The organism is Aurantiacibacter zhengii (genome assembly GCF_003584125.1).
Classification (GTDB): Bacteria; Pseudomonadota; Alphaproteobacteria; order Sphingomonadales; family Sphingomonadaceae; genus Alteraurantiacibacter; species Alteraurantiacibacter zhengii.
The window spans coordinates 319,215-339,327 of the sequence record NZ_QXFL01000001.1 but is presented as its reverse complement, the minus strand read 5'-3'; the positions used below and the strand labels follow the sequence as shown (position 1 = coordinate 339,327).

The 20,113-nt window shown below is 62.6% G+C and carries 21 protein-coding genes and 1 tRNA gene; 16 read left to right on the top strand and 6 right to left on the bottom strand.

Annotation, left to right across the window (positions count from 1 at the left end; genetic code table 11):
• Window positions 1-175 precede the first annotated feature (175 nt).
• Complete coding sequence (locus D2V07_RS01680) at window positions 176-499, bottom strand: cell division protein ZapA (RefSeq protein ID WP_119584280.1); 324 nt, start codon at window positions 497-499, stop codon at window positions 176-178.
• Window positions 496-681, bottom strand: a complete 186-nt coding sequence (locus tag D2V07_RS01675; RefSeq protein ID WP_119584279.1) for a hypothetical protein — start codon at window positions 679-681, stop codon at window positions 496-498. Before D2V07_RS01675 ends, D2V07_RS01680 begins: the two co-directional genes overlap by 4 nt.
• Before the next feature lie 195 nt (window positions 682-876).
• Here D2V07_RS01675 and tkt point away from each other — a divergent pair, with 195 nt between their 5' ends.
• The 4 genes from tkt (at window position 877) to D2V07_RS01655 (ending at window position 5,936) form a co-directional block, all read left to right on the top strand.
• Window positions 877-2,871, top strand: a complete 1,995-nt coding sequence (tkt, locus tag D2V07_RS01670; RefSeq protein WP_119584278.1) for a transketolase — start codon at window positions 877-879, stop codon at window positions 2,869-2,871.
• A 16-nt stretch (window positions 2,872-2,887) separates the two neighbouring features.
• Window positions 2,888-3,895, top strand: coding sequence for a type I glyceraldehyde-3-phosphate dehydrogenase (gene gap / locus D2V07_RS01665; protein WP_119584277.1), 1,008 nt, complete (start codon window positions 2,888-2,890; stop codon window positions 3,893-3,895).
• 113 nt (window positions 3,896-4,008) lie between these two features.
• Window positions 4,009-5,211: a phosphoglycerate kinase gene (locus D2V07_RS01660; RefSeq protein ID WP_119584276.1), complete on the top strand. Its 1,203-nt coding sequence runs from the start codon at window positions 4,009-4,011 to the stop codon at window positions 5,209-5,211.
• An 83-nt stretch (window positions 5,212-5,294) separates the two neighbouring features.
• The gene (locus tag D2V07_RS01655; protein ID WP_119584275.1) at window positions 5,295-5,936 is read left to right on the top strand and encodes a TIGR02466 family protein; all 642 of its coding nucleotides are present in this window, start codon (window positions 5,295-5,297) and stop codon (window positions 5,934-5,936) included.
• A gap of 12 nt (window positions 5,937-5,948) precedes the next feature.
• Here D2V07_RS01655 and D2V07_RS01650 read toward each other — a convergent pair whose 3' ends face one another.
• A complete protein-coding gene (locus tag D2V07_RS01650) occupies window positions 5,949-6,707 on the bottom strand; it encodes a flavodoxin family protein (RefSeq protein WP_119584274.1) in 759 nt (252 codons plus the stop codon).
• 218 nt (window positions 6,708-6,925) lie between these two features.
• On the opposite strand from D2V07_RS01650, the gene D2V07_RS01645 reads away from it, so the two are divergent.
• On the top strand, window positions 6,926-7,813 hold the full coding sequence (locus D2V07_RS01645) for a fructose bisphosphate aldolase (RefSeq protein WP_119584273.1): 888 nt from the start codon (window positions 6,926-6,928) through the stop codon (window positions 7,811-7,813).
• A gap of 1 nt (window position 7,814) precedes the next feature.
• Here D2V07_RS01645 and D2V07_RS01640 read toward each other — a convergent pair whose 3' ends face one another.
• The gene (locus D2V07_RS01640) at window positions 7,815-8,228 is read right to left on the bottom strand and encodes a hypothetical protein (RefSeq protein ID WP_119584272.1); all 414 of its coding nucleotides are present in this window, start codon (window positions 8,226-8,228) and stop codon (window positions 7,815-7,817) included.
• Between the two features lie 78 nt (window positions 8,229-8,306).
• On the opposite strand from D2V07_RS01640, the gene thiE reads away from it, so the two are divergent.
• The 3 genes from thiE to D2V07_RS01625 are packed head-to-tail and all read left to right on the top strand — an operon-like array spanning window position 8,307 to window position 10,243.
• Window positions 8,307-8,933 carry a thiamine phosphate synthase gene (gene thiE / locus D2V07_RS01635; protein WP_119584271.1) on the top strand — a complete coding sequence of 209 codons (627 nt, stop codon included), beginning with the start codon at window positions 8,307-8,309 and terminating at the stop codon, window positions 8,931-8,933.
• On the top strand, window positions 8,930-9,502 hold the full coding sequence (locus D2V07_RS01630) for a YdcF family protein (RefSeq protein ID WP_199698706.1): 573 nt from the start codon (window positions 8,930-8,932) through the stop codon (window positions 9,500-9,502). The genes thiE and D2V07_RS01630 overlap by 4 nt, the downstream gene beginning before the upstream one ends.
• Before the next feature lie 54 nt (window positions 9,503-9,556).
• On the top strand, window positions 9,557-10,243 hold the full coding sequence (locus D2V07_RS01625; protein ID WP_119584269.1) for a M23 family metallopeptidase: 687 nt from the start codon (window positions 9,557-9,559) through the stop codon (window positions 10,241-10,243).
• Window positions 10,244-10,249: 6 nt separating this feature from the next.
• On the opposite strand, the gene D2V07_RS01620 is transcribed toward D2V07_RS01625, so the two are convergent.
• Window positions 10,250-10,600, bottom strand: coding sequence for a hypothetical protein (locus D2V07_RS01620; RefSeq protein WP_147366880.1), 351 nt, complete (start codon window positions 10,598-10,600; stop codon window positions 10,250-10,252).
• Between the two features lie 126 nt (window positions 10,601-10,726).
• On the opposite strand from D2V07_RS01620, the gene efp reads away from it, so the two are divergent.
• The 4 genes from efp to D2V07_RS01600 all read left to right on the top strand — a co-directional run bounded on the left by efp (window position 10,727) and on the right by D2V07_RS01600 (window position 14,186).
• Window positions 10,727-11,290 (top strand): elongation factor P, encoded by a 564-nt coding sequence (gene efp / locus D2V07_RS01615; RefSeq protein ID WP_119584267.1) that lies wholly within the window; start codon window positions 10,727-10,729, stop codon window positions 11,288-11,290.
• 6 nt (window positions 11,291-11,296) lie between these two features.
• Window positions 11,297-12,115, top strand: coding sequence for an inositol monophosphatase family protein (locus D2V07_RS01610; RefSeq protein ID WP_119584266.1), 819 nt, complete (start codon window positions 11,297-11,299; stop codon window positions 12,113-12,115).
• A 72-nt stretch (window positions 12,116-12,187) separates the two neighbouring features.
• Window positions 12,188-12,272: transfer RNA gene (locus tag D2V07_RS01605), tRNA-Leu, on the top strand.
• Window positions 12,273-12,347: 75 nt separating this feature from the next.
• A complete protein-coding gene (locus D2V07_RS01600) occupies window positions 12,348-14,186 on the top strand; it encodes an SLC13 family permease (RefSeq protein ID WP_325048995.1) in 1,839 nt (612 codons plus the stop codon).
• 14 nt (window positions 14,187-14,200) lie between these two features.
• On the opposite strand, the gene D2V07_RS01595 is transcribed toward D2V07_RS01600, so the two are convergent.
• Entirely contained in the window at window positions 14,201-14,704 is a 504-nt protein-coding gene (locus tag D2V07_RS01595) for a hypothetical protein (RefSeq protein WP_119584265.1), read from the bottom strand.
• 136 nt (window positions 14,705-14,840) lie between these two features.
• Between D2V07_RS01595 and D2V07_RS01590 the strand changes: the two genes are divergently transcribed.
• The 4 genes from D2V07_RS01590 (at window position 14,841) to prsR (ending at window position 20,113) form a co-directional block, all read left to right on the top strand.
• The gene (locus D2V07_RS01590) at window positions 14,841-15,143 is read left to right on the top strand and encodes a hypothetical protein (RefSeq protein ID WP_119584264.1); all 303 of its coding nucleotides are present in this window, start codon (window positions 14,841-14,843) and stop codon (window positions 15,141-15,143) included.
• A 106-nt stretch (window positions 15,144-15,249) separates the two neighbouring features.
• Window positions 15,250-16,635, top strand: coding sequence for a TIGR03013 family XrtA/PEP-CTERM system glycosyltransferase (locus D2V07_RS01585; protein WP_119584815.1), 1,386 nt, complete (start codon window positions 15,250-15,252; stop codon window positions 16,633-16,635).
• Complete coding sequence (gene prsK, locus D2V07_RS01580; RefSeq protein ID WP_119584263.1) at window positions 16,635-18,749, top strand: XrtA/PEP-CTERM system histidine kinase PrsK; 2,115 nt, start codon at window positions 16,635-16,637, stop codon at window positions 18,747-18,749. Before D2V07_RS01585 ends, prsK begins: the two co-directional genes overlap by 1 nt.
• Entirely contained in the window at window positions 18,749-20,113 is a 1,365-nt protein-coding gene (gene prsR / locus D2V07_RS01575; protein ID WP_119584262.1) for a PEP-CTERM-box response regulator transcription factor, read from the top strand. Before prsK ends, prsR begins: the two co-directional genes overlap by 1 nt.

Below are 20,113 nucleotides of genomic sequence, written 5' to 3'. Positions count from 1 at the left end.
ACCACCATGGGTCGTTTTCCGGGAAATCCTCTGACGCCTTTACGTCAGGTGGGCGCCGTATATCCAGGACCGCCAGGACGAACCCGTGGCCCCGGTAGGGACAGCTCCCTTGGATTGCTTATAGCCTCAGGGATATCTCAAGCGGCTCGTACCGGGCAGTCCCGCCACGTCCTATTTAGGCGCTCGCGGTGTCACTCTCAAGACGCTGCGCGAGAGCTTCGAGCCGATCGGCCATTTTTTCGAGCGTTTCGGCCTGTTCGGCGGCGGGTGGGGCCGTCTCGGCGGGAACATTGGCCTGTGCCTCGTGCAGCTCGTCGGCCAGCAGCAGCGAGGCGTAAAGCAGCACGCGTTCGGCCGATTGGCCCTTCAGGCTGTCGAGCTGGGCCAGCTTTTCGCTGATCGAGGTTCCCAGCCCCTCGATATGGGCTTCCTCCCCCGGCGCGCAGGCGATGGTGTAGCGGCGGCCGACGATCTCGAGCGTGACATTGCTGGTGCTCATGCGGTCAGCGCCTCGATCAGCGCTTCCACTTCTTCCAGTGCGCTCGCGGTCTCGCCTCGCAGCCGGTCGTAGCGGGCCTGCAAAAGCGGGTCGTGCGCAGGACGGCGCAAGGCGGCCGCCTCGATCCGGGCAGAGGCCGCTTCGATGCGGGCCAGCGCCTGTGCTATGCGGTCACCGTCCATGCCGGGCAAATTACTCGCAAATCGCAGCGCGGCAAAGGCTTGGGGCGGCAACCTGTGAATAACTATCGACGAGCGAATTGACGCTTGTGCTTTCGCATCGGGCTCTTGCTTGACCTATCGGCCTGCCCCCACCACACAGCCCACAACCGAATCGCTGCCATTGCGCAGCGCTGCCCATTCTGGAGGCTCAAACGCATGAGCGACGACACCGCCCGTTTCACCAACATGGCCAATGCCATCCGCGCCCTTTCGATGGACGCGGTGCAGGCGGCCAATTCCGGCCACCCGGGCATGCCGATGGGTATGGCGGACGTCGCCGCGGTGCTGTGGAGCGACTATCTGAAGTTCGATCCCAAGGCGCCCGACTGGGCCGACCGCGACCGGTTCGTGCTGTCGGCAGGCCATGGCTCGATGCTGATCTATTCGCTGCTGCACCTCAGCGGTTACGATCAGCCGACGCTGGAGGATATCAGGAACTTCCGCCAGCTTGGCAGCCCCTGTGCCGGACACCCGGAAAACTTCCTGCTGCCGGGCGTGGAGGCGACCACCGGTCCGCTGGGGCAGGGCGTGGCAATGGCCGTGGGCATGGCCATGGCGGAACGGCATCTCAACGCGCAGTTCGGCGACGACCTCGTCGATCACCGCACCTGGGCGATCGCGGGCGACGGGTGCCTGATGGAAGGCATCAACCACGAGGCCATCGGCATTGCGGGGCACCTGAGGCTGGGCCGCCTGACGGTGCTGTGGGACGACAACGACATTACCATCGATGGCAAGGTTTCGCTGTCCTCCTCCGAAGACATTCCCGCCCGCTACCGCGCCACCGGCTGGCACGTGGTAAAGTGCGACGGGCACGATCCCGCCGACATCCGTCGCGCGCTGGACGAGGCGGTGGCCGAGACCGATCGCCCCTCGTTGGTGCAGTGCACCACCATCATCGGCAAGGGCGCGCCCAACAAGCAGGGCACTAGCGCCACCCACGGCGCACCGCTGGGTGAGGACGAGATCGCCGCCGCGCGCAAGGAACTGGGTTGGGATCACGGTCCGTTCGAAGTGCCTGAAGACATTCGCGCCGACTGGCTGGCCACTGCCAAGCGCGGCACCGCCGCGCATGCCGAGTGGCAGGATCGCCTGAGCGGATCGAAGGACAAGGCCGAGTTCACGCGCCGTATGTCGGGCGAACTCCCGGCAGGAGACAAGGCGGCAAGAGCTTTCTCCAAGTGGCTGGAAAGCGCGGAAAAAGTTGCCACCCGCAAGGCCAGCGAGAACGCGCTCGACGTGCTCAATCCGCTGGTACCCGAACTTGTCGGCGGCAGCGCCGACCTGACCGGGTCCAACAACACCAAGGCGGGCGGCATCGGTCCGTTCACGGCGGACGACTATTCCGGTCGCTATGTCTACTACGGCATCCGCGAGTTCGGCATGTCGGCGGCGATGAACGGCATGGCGCTGCACGGTGGCATCATCCCCTACGGCGGCACGTTCCTGATCTTCACCGATTACTGCCGCGGCGCGATCCGCCTGTCCGCCTTGCAGGAATGTCGCGTGGTCTACGTGATGACGCACGATTCCATCGGCCTTGGCGAGGACGGCCCGACGCACCAGCCGATCGAGCACCTCCAGTCCCTGCGCGCCATGCCCAACCTGCTTGTGATGCGTCCGGCAGACCGCGTGGAAACCGCCGAGTGCTGGCAGATTGCCATCGCCCAGAAGAACCGTCCCAGCGTGATCGCATTGAGCCGCCAGGGCCTGCCGCAGGTGCGCAATTCGCCGGAAGAGACGGACATGTGTTCCAAGGGCGGCTATCGCCTGAAACGTGCGGGCAACAAGCGCCGGGTGATCCTAATTGCTACCGGCTCCGAAGTGTCGCTGGCGCTGGAATGTGCCGACCAGCTGGAAAAGCAGGGCGTAGGCGCGGATGTCGTTTCCATGGTCTGCACCGAACTGTTCGACGAGCAGGACGCGGCCTACAAGGAAGATATCCTGCCCAATGTCGGGCCGGACCAGATCTTGCGCGTCAGCATAGAGGCGGGCACCACGTTCGGGTGGGAACGCTATACCATGGCGAACGGTCTCAACATCGGTATCGACCGTTTCGGCGCGTCGGCCCCGGCGGGCGACCTGTTCAAGAAGTTCGGCCTCACCGCCGATGCCATCGTACCGAAAATCATCAGCAAATTGAACGACTAAGCAGGAGTTTTTGACAATGGCGACCAAGGTTTCGATTAACGGTTTCGGACGCATCGGGCGGCTTGTCGCGCGCGCCCTACTGGAGCGTGACGACCACGATTTCGAACTCGTTGCGATCAACGACCTGGCGGATACGAACGCCAACGCCCTGCTGTTCGGTTTCGACAGCACGCATGGCCGCTTCCCCGGCACGGTAGAAGTCGACGGCAGCAACCTGGTAGTGAACGGCAAGACCATCGCCGTCACCAGCGAGCGCGATCCGGGCAACCTGCCGCACAAGGACATGGGCGTGGAAATCGTGCTGGAATGCACCGGCTTTTTCCAGAGCCACGATGCCGCCAAGCCGCACCTTGATGCAGGTGCCAAGCGCGTGCTGATCTCCGCTCCTGCCAAGGGCGTCTCGGCCACGGTTGTCTATGGCGTCAATCACGACGTGCTGACGGCGGACGACGTGATCGTTTCCAACGCCAGCTGCACCACCAACTGCCTGTCGCCGGTGGCCAAGGTGCTGCACGACACGGTGGGTATCGAGCGTGGTTTCATGACCACGATCCACTCCTACACCAACGATCAGCGGATGCTGGACCAGATGCACAGCGATATGCGCCGTGCGCGCGGCGGGGCGCAGAACATGATCCCCACCACCACCGGCGCTGCCCGCGCGGTGGGCCTGGTGCTGCCCGAACTGGCCGGCAAGCTGGACGGTTCGTCGGTGCGCGTGCCGACCCCCAACGTATCGCTGATCGACCTTGTCTTTACCCCCGGCCGCGACACCACGGCAGAGGAGCTGAACGAAGCGCTGATGGCTGCGGCCACCGGCCCGATGAAGGGCGTGCTCGACTACACGGACAAGCCGCTCGTCTCGCAGGATTTCAACCACCACCCGGCCTCGTCCACTGTGGACTCGCTGGAAACCGCGGTGCTGGAAGGCAAGCTGGCCCGCGTGGTAAGCTGGTACGACAACGAGTGGGGCTTCTCCAACCGCATGATCGACACCGCGGGCGTGATGGCGAAATTCCTGTAATCAAATACCGTCCGTGCTGAGCTTGTCGAAGCACTGTCTTTTCTTCGACCGGTACGACTGCACTTCAAGAAAAGCAGCCCTTCGACAGGCTCAGGGCGAACGGAGTAATATTTGTGAGTAATTTCAAGACCCTCGACGACCTTCCTGACGATCTTTCCGGCCAGCGCGCGCTCGTGCGCGTGGACCTGAACCTGCCGATGAAGGAAGGCCGCGCCACCGACCTGACGCGTGCCCGCGCAGTCGCCCCGACGATCCTCGAACTCAGCCAGCGCGGTGCGAAGGTGCTGCTGCTGGCGCACTATGGGCGGCCCAAGGGCGAACGCCACTCCACCATGAGCCTGAGCGAGATCGTGGGCGAACTGGAGCGGGTGATCGACAAGGAAGTGATGTTCATTCCGGAGGTCGCCGGGCCGGTTGTGGAACAGTCCGTCGGTATTCTGAACGCGGGCGACATCGGCCTGCTGGAAAACACCCGGTTCTGGCCGGGTGAGGAAGCGAACGACACGAGTTTTGCAAAGAGCATCGCCGCCAACGGCGACTTCTACGTCAACGATGCTTTCTCCGCCGCGCACCGCGCCCATGCGACCACGGAAGGCCTTGCACACCTGCTGCCGTCCTACGCCGGGCGCGCGATGGAGAAGGAACTGAAGGCGCTGGATGCCGCATTGGGCAACCCCACGCCGCCCGTCGCCGCTGTGGTCGGCGGGGCCAAGGTTTCCACCAAGCTGGCGGTGCTGGAAAACCTCAGCCGCCGCGTACAGCACCTGATCATCGGCGGGGGCATGGCCAACACCTTCCTCGCCGCCAATGGCGTGGACGTGGGCAAGAGCCTGTGCGAGCACGACCTGACCGATACCGCCCGCGCCATCATGGATGCAGCGGACGAGGCGGGCTGCACGATCCACCTGCCGTACGACGTGGTGGTGGCGAAGGAATTCGCCGCCAATCCGCCGTCCCTGCGCACCTGCAACGTGCACGAGGTGGCCGCAGACGAGATGATCCTCGACATCGGCCCGCAGGCGACAGAGGCGCTGGGCGACGTGCTGAAAACCTGCGCGACGCTGGTGTGGAACGGCCCGCTCGGCGCGTTCGAAACGCCGCCGTTCGACGAGGCGACCGTGGCTCTCGCCAAGACCGCCGCTGCGCTGACGCAGGACGGCTCGCTCACTTCGGTCGCGGGCGGGGGTGACACAGTCGCCGCGCTGGCCCATGCGGGCGTGACCGACGACGTCACCTATGTCTCGACCGCGGGCGGTGCTTTCCTCGAATGGATGGAGGGCAAGGAATTGCCCGGCGTCGCGGCGCTGTCTGCCTAACCCTCGAACCCGTGCCGAACCGTAAACGAAGAGGCGCATAGGTATATCGACTTCTCCTGTACTCGCACTATCATCAGCGGGTCATGGGGCAGGCGCATCATCTCTTCACCACACCCTTCGTGGTCGATACGCTGCAAAGCGAGGCCGGGATTGCCATGCTGCGCGAGGCGATCGAGGCGGAGATGGCGCGTGATCCCAAGGGGCTGGAAATCTCCAATCTGGGCGGATGGCATTCCAACACCAGGATGCTGGAATGGGGCGGAGAGGCGGCCAAGGCGCTGGTTTACAAGGCAATGACCCTGGCCGATACGGCCACGTTGGATGCAAAGTCACCCGACGACAGCCGCTTTGGCTGGATTCCCGAACTGTGGGCCAATGTGAACGGCAAGGGCAGCGCCAACCAGTACCACACCCATCCGGGCAGTTACTGGTCGGTCGTCGCCTATGTCGACGATGGCTATGACGGCAGCGACGATCCCGAACTTGGCGGTGAACTGCAACTGCTCGACCCGCGCGCACCCACGCCGCAGATGGCCGTGCCCGACCTGCGCCTGCTGGGGGCAGATAGGAAGCCGCAGCCATGCGAAATCACCATCCGCCCGAGGACGGGTATGGTGGTGATGTTCCCAAGCTGGCTACCACACGCGGTGTGCATGTATCGCGGGGAGGGAACCCGCATCTCCGTCGCCATCAACCTGACGGCTGCGCTCAAGCCAAACAGGTAATCCCCGCCGCGCTCAGCGATGTTCCGGGTTGGGCCAGCCGGGCTTGTTCCCGTCGCCCAAGTCGTCCTTCACATTGCCGCAGGCAGGGTAGCCACCGTTGTCCTTCAGCATGCGCGCAGCGTGCAGCAGGTTGAAGGCCATGAAAGTGGTGTTGCGCTGGGTGAATTCGTTGTCGAACCCCGCGCGACTGCCATCGTCCTGCTCGTCACCATAGGATGGGCCGGGTCCCGCTTCCCCGATCCAGCCGCAATCGGCTTGCGGAGGGATCGTGAAGCCGACGTGCTGCAACGCGTACAGCACTCCGCTGCCCACGTGCTTTATGCCGTCCTCGTTGCCCGTCACCACGCAGCCGCCCACCTTGCCGTAAAAGGCATACTGGCCTTGCTCGTTGGTTTCGCCCGAATGGGCGTAGAGCTTTTCGATGAAGGACTGGGCGATGGAGGACTTTTCCCCCAGCCAGATCGGCGTGCCGAGAATGACGATATCGGCATCGAACACATCCGGTGACAACTTGGGCCAGTCGTCATGCGGCCATCCGTGCTCGGTCATGTCGGGGTATACGCCCGGGGCGAGCCGGTAGGCGGACAGGCGGTGGCGCTTTACCGCAACGGACTGGCTGGTGAAAATCTCCTCCACCACGTCCAGCAGGGTGTCGGTGTGCGAATCCTGTTCGGGCGGTTTCAGCGTGGCGTTGAAAATCACCGCCTTGAGATCGGAGAAATCGGTTTCGCAAGTGTCGCAGATTTCCTGCTGCCTGGTGCTGAGTGCCATGGCCTGTCCTTTTCTTCGTGCTACCCCATGGCAAAGCCCGGCACGCTCAGCCGTTCCGTATACTGGCGTTACAAAAAGGCTCTCCTACGGCGCGCGTTCCATGCTGGCGGGGCGATGGTTGAAACACGGTGACCAACATGTGTTTCATCAACTTGCCTTAGTACAAAGCGCAGCATAGAGCCTCCGCCAAGTCCAATCCGGAACTGAGGAGCTTCCGCATGAACACCAGGGAAATGACCGACAAGATCGCCGCAGGCCAGGGCTTTATCGCCGCGCTGGACCAGTCCGGCGGCTCGACGCCAAAGGCGCTGGCCGGCTACGGCGTCGGTGAAGACGAATGGAGCGGCGACGATGAGATGTTCGCCCGGATCCACGAAATGCGCAGCCGCGTGATCACCTCGCCCAGCTTTGCCAATGGCAAGGTCATCGGCGCGATCCTGTTCGAGAAGACCATGGATGGCGAAGTCGACGGCAAGCCTACCGCCGAAGCGTTGAAGGAACGCGGCGTGGTGCCCTTCATCAAGATCGACCAGGGCCTGGCGGACGAGGAAAACGGCGTCCAGCTGATGAAGCCGCTGACCAAGCTCGATCCGCTGCTCGAAAAATCCGTCGCCCAGGGCATGTTCGGAACCAAGGAGCGCTCGCTCATCAAGTCGGCCAACGCCGAAGGCATCGCCGCCATTGTCGCGCAGCAGTTCGAGGTGGGTAACCGGGTGATCGACGCAGGCCTGATGCCGATCCTGGAACCGGAATACGACATCACTGCCGACGACCGTGCAGAGGGCGAGGAAATTCTCAAGTCAGAGATCCTCAAGCACCTCGAGACCCTGCCCGACGACCGCCAGGTGATGCTGAAACTGTCGATCCCGAAGACTGCGAACCTTTACCGGGACCTTATCGACCATCCCAAGGTGCTGGCCGTGGTCGCGCTGTCGGGTGGGTATTCGACCGAGGAAGCCTGCGCCGAACTGGAGAAGAACAACGGCATGATCGCCAGCTTCAGCCGCGGCCTGCTGCAGGACCTGCGGGCGCAGCAGAGCGACGATGAATTCGACGCTACGCTGGGCAAGGCGATCGATTCGATCTGCGCGGCCTCTGTCGCCTGATCTATTCGCCGCCCACGTAGGTGAAGCGATAGTCGGCGGAGCGGATGTCCTCACCGGTCATCCGCTCCGGCGAGACGCTGGCGAGGGTGAGGGTGGTGCCGTGCGTGGCGTGCGGTTCTCCGGGTTTGAGATACACGCTCTCGCGCCAGCCCGCGCCATCGATCCGGGTCAGAACAACCACCTGGCCGACCCAGACACATTGCGCGTTGGCGGGGCAGCGGCTGTCTTCGTGCACCTCCATCGGCGTGGCGACGATCCTTCCGGTCCATACCGGCTTGCCGATTCCCACCGAGGTTCCGGCAGGCGCTGCGGGACCGTTGGACACGATCGGCGCATCGGGAATCGTGGTGCACGCTGCTATCGGGAAGGCGGCCAGCGCGAAGCAGGCGACTCGCAGGAGGGAATGTGTTTTCATGGCCGCCAGCTACGCTTTAGGGGGCTGTCGCAAACGTGAACATCGACGAACCGCCATGCAGAGGATACGAGCGTTTTCATGACCCAGGCCCCCACTTGTCAGCTGTACCTGATTTCTCCCCTCGATGTCGGCGGGAACTTCCCCGAACGGTTGGACCGTGCGCTGTCCGCCGGGGAGGGGCTGGCAACGGCGTTCCAGTTCCGCGTGAAGGACCTTGACCAGCACGAGGCGGCACGCCTGGCCGCGCCGTTGCAGGAAATCTGCGCAGCGCGCGAGGTCGGGTTCATCGTCAACGATTCCGTCCCCCTTGCCAAACGCCTGAAGGCGGACGGAGTGCACCTTGGCCAGTCCGATGGCGACCTTCGCGAAGCGCGCGAGGAACTGGGCCGCGACATGCAGATCGGAATAACTTGCCACGCCAGCCGTCATCTGGCGATGGAAGCGGGCGAGGGCGGCGCCGACTATGTCGCGTTCGGTGCTTTTTTCTCCAGCGAGACCAAGGCGAGCGAACATCGTCCGGAAACCGACCTGCTGGAGTGGTGGAGCGGATTGTTCGAAATCCCCTGCGTCGCCATCGGCGGGATCACGCCTGACAATTGTGCACCGCTGGTAAAGGCCGGGGCAGACTTCCTGGCGGTTTCGCACGCCGTATGGGGCGGGGACGAAGTCGCTGCCGTGAAAGCTTTCGCAAGGGCAATGGATTGAAGCTGCGCCGCGCGATCATTCCAGCAATCCTGGGCTGGCTGGGCGCGGTCGGTTTCTGGATCGCTGTCGGCCCTGACGAAGAGCCGGGCGCGCGAGCCGATGCGGCCATTGTGCTTGGAGCAGGCGTAGAGGGGGACACTCCCTCGCCGGTCTTTCGCGAGCGTATCGACCATGGCATCGACCTTCTCAGAACTGGTCGGGTGGAACGGTTGATCTTCACCGGTGCGCAAGGCGAGGGCGCCACGATTGCCGAAAGCGCCGCCGCGCGTTCCGTTGCGCTGGAAAAGGGCGTTCCGGCAAACGCCATCCTGACCGAAGCCGAATCCGCTTCCACGATGCACAACCTGGTCGAAGCGCAGCTTTTGATGCGGGACGAGGGGCTGGAGACCGCGCTGATCGTTTCTGACCCGCTGCATATGCGGCGCGCCATGGAGATGGCGGAAGCCCTGGGGATCGAGGCGCATCCCAGTGCGACACCCACTTCGCGCTACCGATCGTTCCAGACGCAGCTGCCCTTTCTTCTGCGCGAGATCTATTTCATCCATCATTTCTGGCTGTTCGGCGAATAGTCATTACACCGCCGGCTTTGGCTCAGCAGGCAGCTTGAGGTATATTCCCCCACCATGGCTTCACCATTCGTAGAAAAACTCCAGGTCGCAGCCGTTACGGCCACGCTAGTTTCGGCAGGCTGGATCGTGGCCGGCGCCTTCGTGCTCGACCGAGCGGAAACAGCCGAGATCGAGCAGGAAATTGCTGCGAAGCAGACGCCGACGCCCGACTCTTCTCCAACGTCTGCACCTTCGGACAACGGCCAGGAGGAGGAGGCGGCGGGTGGCCTGTCCGCGTCGACTCCGCCCGAGAGCGAAATGGCGAACCTGATGATACCGGTCATAAACGTTTCTGCAGTGGACCTGATCGACAACTATTCCGACGAACGGGGCGGAGGTACGCGGCTGCACCAAGGCATCGATATTGCTGCCCCTGCAGGCACATCGGTCAGGGCTTCGGCGCCCGGCACCATAGAACGCCTGTTCCGCTCCGATGCAGGGGGCAACACTGTCTATGTCCGGTCGGAAAATCGCGAGACGATTTATTACTACGCGCATCTCGAGGACTACGCGCCTGGCCTGAACGAAGGACAGCAAGTGCGCCGCGGGCAACGGCTGGGTACTGTCGGATCGAGCGGGAATGCCGAGCGCGAAGCACCGCATCTGCATTTCGAGGTGATGCGCACCACGCCGGACGCGGAATGGTGGGAGCCGGCGGCTTCGGTCAATCCCTATCCGCTGCTGGTTGGGCAGCGGCGCTAGAGTCGCCTACTCTCCCTGCCGTACGCAGCGCAGGCGGCCGGGCTGACCGTCTACGATCTTGCGAAGAAAACCGCGCGCAATCATCTGGTAGGCGGTGCCATTGCGCGGGCCGCTAGTCATGATGATCTGATTGTCCCGGCGCAGGTAGGTGCCACTCCCTTGAGGCGAGGAGTAGCGCGAGGCGCTTTCGATAACGAAGCTTTCCTCCGGTTGCTCTACCCCGACTGCGCCGGCAGCATCGCCCGGCAGTTCGCAGATATAGGCGCCACGTTCGACGGTGCCGATCTGGCCTTGCGACAGCGCAGGCGCAGAAATGGCGCCGACGATCAGAGCTGCATAAAGTGAGAACCTGTTCATGCGATCGCCCATAGCACCGCAGGCTGAGCCCGTCATGAACATCTGACCAAGACCTGTCTTGGCTTGCCGCCGCGCCTGCCCTCGGGTAGTGGGCGCCAACTCCTGAAAAACGCAAGGCAAGCGATCATGAAAATCAGCGGCGTGGACATCCGTCCCGGCAATATCATCGAATATGAAGGCGGCATCTGGAAAGTTGCCAAGATTCAGCACACCCAGCCGGGCAAGGGCGGTGCCTACATGCAGGTCGAGATGAAGAACCTGATCGATGGCCGCAAGACCAACGTCCGCTTCCGCAGCGCCGACACGGTGGAAAAGGTCCGCCTCGATACGAAGGACTACCAGTTCCTGTACGAAGATGGCGACATGCTGGTGTTCATGGACACCGATACCTACGAACAGATCAATCTGCCAAGCGACCTGCTGGGCGATGCCCGCCCCTTCCTGCAGGACGGCATGCAGGTATCGCTGGAACTGTGGGAAGAACGCCCGATCAGCGTTCAGCTGCCGAGCCAGATCGAAGCCGAGATTGTCGAGGCTGATGCCGTGGTGAAGGGGCAGACCGCATCTTCGAGCTACAAGCCCGCTATCCTGGATAACGGCGTGCGCATCATGGTGCCGCCGCACATCGGAAGCGGCACGCGCATCATCGTCGATGTGTACGAACAGGCTTACGTCGGAAAGGCGGGCTGATCCGCCATGGCTGCAATTTCGGGTCTAATCCGTGTGATGGAAAAGGCTGCCCGCAAGGCGGGTGGCCGGTTGCGCCGCGATTTCGGTGAAGTCGAGCATTTGCAGGTCAGCCGCAAGGGACCTTCGGATTTTGTATCCAAGGCAGACCAGGCGGCGGAACGCATCCTGTGGGACGAACTGAAGGTGGCGCGTCCCGGTTGGGGATTCCTGCTGGAAGAAGGTGGCGAAATCGAAGCGGAAGACGGTCAGCCGCGTTTCATCATCGATCCGCTGGATGGCACCAGCAATTTCCTGCATGGCATCCCGCATTTCGCCGTCAGCATCGCCGTTCAGGAACGCAAGCTGGGCAGTGACGACTGGGGCGATGTGACCGCCGCTGTGATTTACCAACCGATCACCGACGAAACTTTCTGGGCTGAAAAAACTCGCGGCGCATGGCTGCACGACGGGCGCCTGCGCGTGTCGGGGCGTCGCCATCTGGACGAGGCGCTTATTGCCACGGGAACGCCGTACCAGGGGCACGGTGACTTTGCCGAATGGGCCCGCATTTTCGGCGCCGTCGGCCCCAAGGTGGCGGGCATCCGTCGCTTCGGTTCCGCCGCGCTCGATCTCGCATGGGTGGCAGCCGGCCGCTACGACGGTTTCTGGGAAAGCGACCTTTCGCCCTGGGACACCGCTGCGGGCTGTCTGCTGGTGCGCGAGGCGGGCGGCTTTGTCTCCGACTATCGGGGCCGTTCGTTGCCGATCTGCGACAAGCAGGTGATTGCCGGAAACGACCAGATGCATTCCCGTCTGCACAAGCAGATTGCCGCGGCGCTGAAATAGCAGATCTGCCTCGCCGATAAGCGATTGCCGCGGCGACAAAGTAACGCTAAGCGCCCTCATCCTGCCCGGTTCGCCTCTGTGGCGGAATTGGTAGACGCGCTCGACTCAAAATCGAGTTTCTTCGGAAGTGCCGGTTCGAGTCCGGCCAGAGGTACCAGGCAGGATTTTCCGACATCTCCGCGCCATTTCCGGCGAATTCACTTGATCTTGTTGCGGGGCTTTGGGAATTGTCGTGGCGACCGTGATCGAAGCCCCATCCTTCCATGCCATCGCCGCAATGGTGCTGACGCTGGGCGTGTTCATCGCTTTCGCACGTGGACGCGTCTCGATCGAAATCATCAGCCTGCTGACCATCGCGCTGATCGCGGTGGGGCTGTATTTCTACCCTCTTCCGCATACGCAGCCAACCGACGGGCTGGTGCTCGCCTTCGGGGGGTTCGGTCATTATGCGCTGATCACGATCTGCGCCTTGATGATCATGGGGCGAGGGCTGGTTGTCACCGGCGCGCTGGAGCCTGCTGCGCGGATGCTCGAACGGGTCTGGAAAGTGAACCTGCAACTGGGTTTGCTGGTATCGCTCGTGCTGGCGATGAGCCTGTCGATGATCGTGAACGACACGCCGGTGCTGGTCCTGCTTCTTCCCATCTTCGTGGCGCTGGCGCAGCGAGGGGCAATGCCGGCTTCGAAGACGCTGATCCCCCTCAATGCCGCCGTGCTGATTGGCGGTATGGCGACCACCATCGGCACCTCCACAAACCTTCTGGTGGTGGGCATCGCGCGCGATCTCGGCATGCCGCAGATGTCGGTGTTCCACTATACCCCCATCGTGATGATGGCCGCGCTGGTGGCTTTTCCGTATCTCTGGCTCGTCATGCCGCGCTTGCTGCCGGACAATTCTACCGAGGAGCAGCAGGCGGAGCGGCGTTTCCATACCCGCCTTCGCGTAACCCCGCACAGCGAACTGGCGGGCAAGCATTTCGATGAAATCATCGATCGTCTGCCCGCCGATTTCAGGTTCGAGGAAAGGCCTGACGGACAGTTCGAGGTAGGGCAGCGGCTGCTGATTTCCGGTACCCATCAGGGCCTCGAAGATGCGATGCGCATCCTGCGCGGAGAGGTTGCGCCGAACTGGGTAGTCGATCGCATATCCCGCCGCTCACGCTCCCAGGGCGAGGACATCCAAGTGGTGGAGATGGTGGTTACGGCCGACAGCCGCATCCTCAACCGCACCCTTTCGAGTTCCGGGATTGCTGACCATTACGGCGTCGCCGTGCTCGGCATCCATCGCCCAGAGCGCCTGATCGGCATGCAATCTCCAGGCTCTGCAGAAATTCGCTTCGCGGAAGGCGACGTGCTGCTCGTGACGGGATTGCCCGATGGTCTGGCTTCCTTCGCCTCTGGCGACAGCCTGCTGCAACTCGAAGGTGGCAAGGTGGTGCCGCGCCGTTCCAAGGCCACACTGGCTGCCGTCATCATGTTCGGCGCCGTCGCGCTTGCCTCCGTCGGCATTCCATGGATCGGCAGCGATGGGCTATACCTCCTCAAGATGCCGATCGCGATTTCCGCCCTTGCCGGGGCGATCCTGATGTTCGTCACCGGCTGCGTGAAGTTCGACCGGGTGGGCAGGGCGCTTTCGGGCAAGGTGATTGTTCTTGTCGCCGCCAGCATTGCGATAGGCCGCATCATTCTCGACAGCGGCGCTGCAGCATGGCTGGGCGAGTTGATGGCTCTCGGGTTGCAGCATCTTCCCCCGGAAGGGGTTCTGGCTGCGATCATGCTGTTCGTGACCCTGCTCACCAATTTTGCTTCCAACGCCACGGCTGCGACTGTCGGCACGCCGATCGCGTTCAACATCGCCACGCAGCTTGATCTCCCGCAGGAGCCGCTGATTCTGGCTGTGCTGTTCGGTTGCAACCTTTGTTACGCAACGCCGATCGCTTACCAGACGAACATGCTGATCATGGCAGAGGGGAACTATTCATTCGGGGACTATCTGCGCACCGGCTTGCCACTAGTGCTCATCATGGTCGCCACGCTCAGTTTTCTCCTGGTCGTGTCCTACGGAATGTAGATCATCCCCGTTGATCAGGAGTCGCTACCACCGTGGCCCATGCGCCGGGCCGAGGCAGCTTCTACCGAACTCATCTGGGCGCTGCGATCTACGTCTTCTATTGCGCCGGCAGCTGCGTAGAGCGCCCGCAAGCGTTCGTATTCCTCTTCCGACAGCGCGGCGACCTCTTCCGATGTCATGTTGGGCAGGATTTGCCGGTTGGAATTGACTGCTCTGCGCGCGATCGAAGACCGGTTTCCGCCGCCCCCGGGAGTCATCATGGGGGCACCGAAGCTGCCGCCTTCGCTTCCAAAGGAGCCGGATGCACCTTCCTCGGCACGGGTCAGGCGGGCTTCCCCATAGGCCGGAGTGTTGTGCGGCGCCGGTTCGCTGGACGTAGATCGGCTCTGGGCCTGCTCGGCCGCGGCCCGCTGGTCCTCGTCTGCAAACATGGCGATCGTGGCGGTCAGCAGGATCGTGACTGCCGCGAAATGCTTGTACAGCTTGGCCGGTACGGGAGGCTTCGAGATCTTCGCCATGACGGGCGCTTTAACGCATATCCGTTAACCCCTCGGACGAGGACATGGTTAAATCCCGGTTATCCGTAAATCGGCTGTCTCACCGGAACCGTTTTGGCTCATCGCGGATTTATCGCCGAAATACCGGAGATTTGGCATGACTGAAGAACGCATCACTACGACCGAAACGCCCAGCGGCAATACCCACACCACGACTACGGTGGTGCATGACGAGCCCCGCTCTGGTGGTGGCACCAAGTGGGGTCTGCTGCTTGGGCTACTGGTTCTTGCAGTCGTTGCATTCGTCGTCTTTTCGCAAATGAGCGATGCGGAAATCGCCAAGGACAACGCCGTCGCCGATGCGGCCGGCAGCGTGGGCGATGCGGCAGGCCAGATCGGCGATGCCGCGCAAGATGCGGGACAGGCCGCACAGGACGCTGCCGAGGGCGTTTCCGAATAATTCCGCAGATGAAATGACGGTACTGTAAAGTTTACCGACATTTCATACCTCGCGGTTAACCGAACCATTGACCGAAAATTCTTTCGGCATCTGGTTCGGTGAGGCGATGGTTCGTCTGTTCAAACACTATATTCCGCACGCCGTTCTGCTGCTGGGCGCGCTGGACTTTGTCCTGCTCATTGTCGCCGCAGATATGGCCTGGATACTGCGGGCGAGCCAGATAGACACAGACGCGGGTTCGTGGCTTTCGCGCCTTGGTCCGCTGCTGGGTTATTGCGTAACGACGCAGGCTGCGATGATCGCTGTCGGAGTGTACGGACCGGAAGCCCTGCGCTCCCTCCGGTTCGCCTGCGCCCGCCTGCTGGTGGCCATCAGCCTTGCGATCCTTGCGCTCGCGTTGCTCGACTTCCTGATCCCGGGGCACACCTATTGGCGCTCCACCCTGCTCTACGCCATGGTTCTGGCCGTGGCGTTCCTGGTTCTCAACCGGGCCATCGTCGGCAATGTGCTGGGCACATCCGCCTTTCGCCGCCGCATCCTGGTACTGGGGGCGGGCGCGCGCGCACACCGGTTAAAGGAACTGTCCGAAAGGGACGGCAGCGGTTTCGTTATCGTTGGCTACGTCAGCATGACACAGGCGCGTGAATTGGTGCCGGGCGCGGTGCCACGGTCATCCATTGCCGATCTTTCCGCCCATGTCGCCGGGCTGGGTGCCAGCGAAGTGGTTCTGGCGCTGGAAGAGCGGCGCAATTCGCTGCCCTTGAAAGACCTCTTGCGGGTCAAGACGGCAGGCGTCCACGTCAACGAATTCTCCAGCTTCATGGAGCGGGAGACGGGCCGCGTCGACCTCGACACTCTCAATCCCAGCTGGCTGATCTTCTCCGACGGGTTCTCGTCGGGCAGGGCAATCTCTTCAGCTGCGAAGCGCGTATTCGACATTCTTGCCAGCGGCCTGCTGCTGCTTGTGACCTTTCCCGTCATCGCGCTGTTCGCCCTGATCGTTAAGCTGGACAGCAAGGGGCCGGCATTCTTTCGCCAGCAGCGCGTTGGCCTCTACGGACAGACCTTCGAGATCGTGAAGCTGCGCTCCATGCGTACCGACGCCGAGAAGGACGGAGCGAAATGGGCCGAGAAAAACGACAGCAGGATCACCCGCGTCGGGGCTTTCATCCGCAAGGTACGGATTGATGAACTCCCCCAGGTCTGGACGGTACTGACCGGCAGGATGAGCTTCGTCGGCCCGCGCCCCGAAGTGCCTGCCTTCGTCGATGATCTCGACGATAAACTGCCGTTCTATGCCGAACGTCACATGGTGAAACCCGGTATCACGGGTTGGGCGCAGATCAATTATCCTTACGGCGCCAGTATCGAGGATGCCCGGCACAAGCTGGAATACGACCTATACTACGCCAAGAACTACACGCCGTTTCTGGACCTGCTGATTATGCTGCAGACCCTTCGCGTCGTGCTGTGGCCGGAAGGTGCCCGCTGATGCCGCCGCTGTGGGACATCGCCACGCAGTTCGCCTACCTGCTGACGGCCTGTTCCGCTGTCGCGCTGGCAATGTGGCTGGCCACCAGCCAGCGTGCGCACGGTCCGGCGATCAGCGCCTGTTCGGCCGCTCTTTTCTGCGCTGCGATGTGGGCCTTTGCCATGATCGGTCTCGGCATGGCCAACGTTGCCACGGCCTGCCTGTCGATTGCCAGCAACCTCGCCTGGTTGTGGATGCTCTATCGCCTGTTTGGCCATAGCGACCGGGAGAGCGGTCTCGGACTGGTGAGGCCCGTGGTCTTTTCGCTGGGGCTGGTGGAACTGTTGCAGGTTGCCCTGCTGGTCCTGGCCACGCAATACGCTGGCACCCTGGAAGTGGAATTGCTCGTGATGCGCTTTGCCATCACGTTCCGCCTCCTGTTCTGCATCGGCGCGCTGGTCCTCGTACACAATCTCTATGCCGGCGCATCCGCAGAGGCGCGACAAGGGCTGCGCTGGCCGGCCGCCGCGCTGGGTGTGCTGTGGCTTTACGACCTGAATTTCTACACCATCGCCTATCTCGATAACGCCATGCCGACGCTGCTGGCGGAACTGCGAAGCCTGGCCCTGGCTGTTGCCGTAGTATTGCTGGCCATGGGCACACTGCGCAGCAAGGGGGAACTGCTGTTCCGGCCTTCGCGCAGCGTGACCTTCCAGTCGTTTTCGCTGCTTCTGATTGGCGCCTACCTGGGGGTGATGGTGGTGATCGCCCAAGGGCTGGCGTATCTGGGCAGCGATTATGGCGGCATCCTGCAATCCGGGTTCGTCCTGCTCGCAAGCGCGGTGGCTTTGACCCTGCTACCCTCGAAGAAATTGCGTAGCTGGCTGCGGGTCACCCTGTCCAAGAACCTGTTTCAGCATCGGTATGATTACCGCGCGGAATGGTTGCGCTTTACGGACACGATTGGCCGCGCTGGCCCCCAGGCCGCCCCGTTGCCCGAGCGTGTCGTTCAGGCCGTGGCGGATATTACCGACAGCCAGTCGGGCCTGCTGCTGACGCCGCGAGAGGAAGGCGGACTGGCGCTGGAAGCACGATGGCAGTGGCCCGATATTCACGTGCCCGCCGTCGCTCTCGATACGCTGGGGGCCCGCTTCCTGGCCGAGAACCAGTTCATCGTCGATCTGGACGACGTGCGCACGGGCGACGAAACCGGCGTGCCATTGGTCGCCGCGCCCGACTGGTTGATCGAGGACGAACTGTCGTGGGCGCTGGTGCCGCTGCTGCATTACGAGCGACTGGTGGGCGTCGTGGTACTGGCTCGCCCCGCAGTCGCCCGGCGACTGGACTGGGAGGATTTCGACCTGCTTCGCGTTGTCGGACGGCAGTTGGCGAGCTATCTTGCCGAGCGCAACAGCCAGGATGCGCTGGGCGAGGCGCAACGGTTCGATGAATTCAACCGCCGTATCGCGTTCGTCATGCACGATATAAAGAACCTCGCCAGCCAGCTCTCGCTGCTTGCCGGCAATGCCGAGAAGCATGCCGACAATCCGGCGTTTCGTGCCGACATGATCCTGACCCTGCGCAATTCCACTGACAAGTTGCAGGCGCTTCTGGCGCGCCTCAGCCGCTATGGCAGCCACGGTGGGAAGGAGAGGGAAGCGGTCCGCCTCGATGTGCTCCTGCGCCGTGTCGAAGATCAATACGCCGGCAAGCACCGGGTCGTGGTTTCGCCCCGCGCGCCTTGTACGGTGAAGGCCGATGCTGAGGCGCTGGAGCAGGCGCTGGCACACCTTGTCCAGAATGGCATCGAGGCCAGCGATGGAACATCGCCCGTTACCCTCGAGCTTCGCCGCGAAGGCGCGAGCGCGATCATCGAAGTGGTGGATTCGGGCGAGGGGATGACCCCGGAATTCATGCGCACGAAGCTGTTCAAGCCGTTCCATTCGTCCAAGCCTGGCGGTTTCGGCATCGGCGCGTTCGAAGCGCGGGAACTCGTACGCGCGATGGGCGGCCAACTGGACGTAGAATCGCGTGAAGGGCTGGGCACCCGGTTCATTGTCCGCCTGCCACTCAACGAAACGGCAGACCTGATCCGAACCATGAACGAACAAGAAAAGACCAACGAGGTTGCATGATGGCCGATACCAAACCCAAGCTGCTGATCGTCGAGGACGATGCCGGACTGCAGGCGCAGCTCAAGTGGGCGTACGAGGATTTCGAGGTTATCATCGCCGGTGACCGGGAAAGTGCCATCGCCGCTCTGCGTTCGGAAGAACCGCCGGTTGTCACGCTCGATCTGGGGTTGCCGCCCGATCCCGACGGCACCAGCGAAGGGTTCGCCGTGCTCGATGCAATCATGGCGCTGAAACCGGATACGAAGGTCATCGTCGCCTCCGGCCACGGAGCGCGGGAAAGCGCCCTGGGCGCCATCGAGCGCGGGGCCTACGACTTCTACCAGAAGCCCGTTGATATAGACCAGCTTGGCCTGATCGTACGCAGGGCACTGAATCTGCACCGCATCGAAGAGGAAAACCGTCGCCTTGCCGCAAAGTCGGGGGAGGGGAACACGGTGCTGGGCAGCCTCATCACTTCCGCTCCGGAGATGGTGAAGGTCGCACGTACGATCGAGCGTGTCGCGAACACCAACGTTTCCGTGATGTTGCTGGGTGCCAGCGGTACCGGCAAGGAATTGCTGGCGCGCGGCGTGCACGATGCAAGCGGTCGCAGAGACGGAAATTTCGTCGCCATCAATTGCGCGGCAATCCCGGAGAACCTGCTAGAAAGCGAACTGTTCGGCCACGAAAAGGGTGCCTTCACCGGCGCTGTCAAGACGACCGAAGGCAAGATCGAGCTCGCCAACGGTGGCACGCTGTTCCTCGACGAGGTTGGCGACATTCCCTTGCCGTTGCAGGTCAAGCTGCTGCGCTTCCTGCAGGAACGGACCATCGAACGGATCGGCGGGCGCAAGTCCATTCCGGTCGACACGAGGATCGTCTGCGCCACCCACCAGGATCTCGAAGGCATGATCACCGATGGGCGCTTTCGCGAAGATCTGTTCTATCGCCTTGCCGAAGTGGTCGTGAAGATCCCTTCGCTGGCTGAGCGTCCGGGCGATGCAACCTTGTTGGCCAAGGTGTTCCTCAAGCGCTTTGCCGAGGAAATGAATCCCTCCATCAATGGGTTTGCGCCCGATGCACTCGCCGCGATCGACGGCTGGGCGTGGCCCGGCAACGTGCGCGAACTGGAAAACCGGGTAAAACGCGCCGTAATCATGGCCGATGGCAAGCTGGTGAAAGCCGACGATCTCGACTTAGGCGACGCGGACGAGGAGGATGCGCAAGTCCTCAATCTTAAGAGCGCGCGGGAGAAGTCGGACCGCAGGATGATCCGCCACGCTCTGGCCCGCAGCGAAGGGAATATTTCCAGCACGGCCAAGATGCTGGGGATCAGTCGCCCGACCCTCTATGACCTGATCAAGCAATACGACTTGCAGACCTGA

Excerpts from the sequence above, each read along its gene's own strand:
- gap (WP_119584277.1), top strand. The coding sequence starts at position 2,888 with ATGGCGACCAAGGTTTCGATTAACGGTTTCGGACGCATCGGGCGGCTT.
- prsK (WP_119584263.1), top strand. The coding sequence starts at position 16,635 with ATGCCGCCGCTGTGGGACATCGCCACGCAGTTCGCCTACCTGCTGACG.
- thiE (WP_119584271.1), top strand. The coding sequence starts at position 8,307 with ATGACCCAGGCCCCCACTTGTCAGCTGTACCTGATTTCTCCCCTCGAT.
- efp (WP_119584267.1), top strand. The coding sequence starts at position 10,727 with ATGAAAATCAGCGGCGTGGACATCCGTCCCGGCAATATCATCGAATAT.
- D2V07_RS01625 (WP_119584269.1), top strand. The coding sequence starts at position 9,557 with ATGGCTTCACCATTCGTAGAAAAACTCCAGGTCGCAGCCGTTACGGCC.
- D2V07_RS01640 (WP_119584272.1), bottom strand. The coding sequence starts at position 8,228 with ATGAAAACACATTCCCTCCTGCGAGTCGCCTGCTTCGCGCTGGCCGCC.
- D2V07_RS01655 (WP_119584275.1), top strand. The coding sequence starts at position 5,295 with ATGGGGCAGGCGCATCATCTCTTCACCACACCCTTCGTGGTCGATACG.
- D2V07_RS01610 (WP_119584266.1), top strand. The coding sequence starts at position 11,297 with ATGGCTGCAATTTCGGGTCTAATCCGTGTGATGGAAAAGGCTGCCCGC.
- D2V07_RS01675 (WP_119584279.1), bottom strand. The coding sequence starts at position 681 with ATGGACGGTGACCGCATAGCACAGGCGCTGGCCCGCATCGAAGCGGCC.
- D2V07_RS01590 (WP_119584264.1), top strand. The coding sequence starts at position 14,841 with ATGACTGAAGAACGCATCACTACGACCGAAACGCCCAGCGGCAATACC.
- D2V07_RS01620 (WP_147366880.1), bottom strand. The coding sequence starts at position 10,600 with ATGAACAGGTTCTCACTTTATGCAGCTCTGATCGTCGGCGCCATTTCT.
- tkt (WP_119584278.1), top strand. The coding sequence starts at position 877 with ATGAGCGACGACACCGCCCGTTTCACCAACATGGCCAATGCCATCCGC.
- D2V07_RS01645 (WP_119584273.1), top strand. The coding sequence starts at position 6,926 with ATGAACACCAGGGAAATGACCGACAAGATCGCCGCAGGCCAGGGCTTT.
- prsR (WP_119584262.1), top strand. The coding sequence starts at position 18,749 with ATGGCCGATACCAAACCCAAGCTGCTGATCGTCGAGGACGATGCCGGA.
- D2V07_RS01650 (WP_119584274.1), bottom strand. The coding sequence starts at position 6,707 with ATGGCACTCAGCACCAGGCAGCAGGAAATCTGCGACACTTGCGAAACC.
- D2V07_RS01680 (WP_119584280.1), bottom strand. The coding sequence starts at position 499 with ATGAGCACCAGCAATGTCACGCTCGAGATCGTCGGCCGCCGCTACACC.
- D2V07_RS01585 (WP_119584815.1), top strand. The coding sequence starts at position 15,250 with ATGGTTCGTCTGTTCAAACACTATATTCCGCACGCCGTTCTGCTGCTG.
- D2V07_RS01595 (WP_119584265.1), bottom strand. The coding sequence starts at position 14,704 with ATGGCGAAGATCTCGAAGCCTCCCGTACCGGCCAAGCTGTACAAGCAT.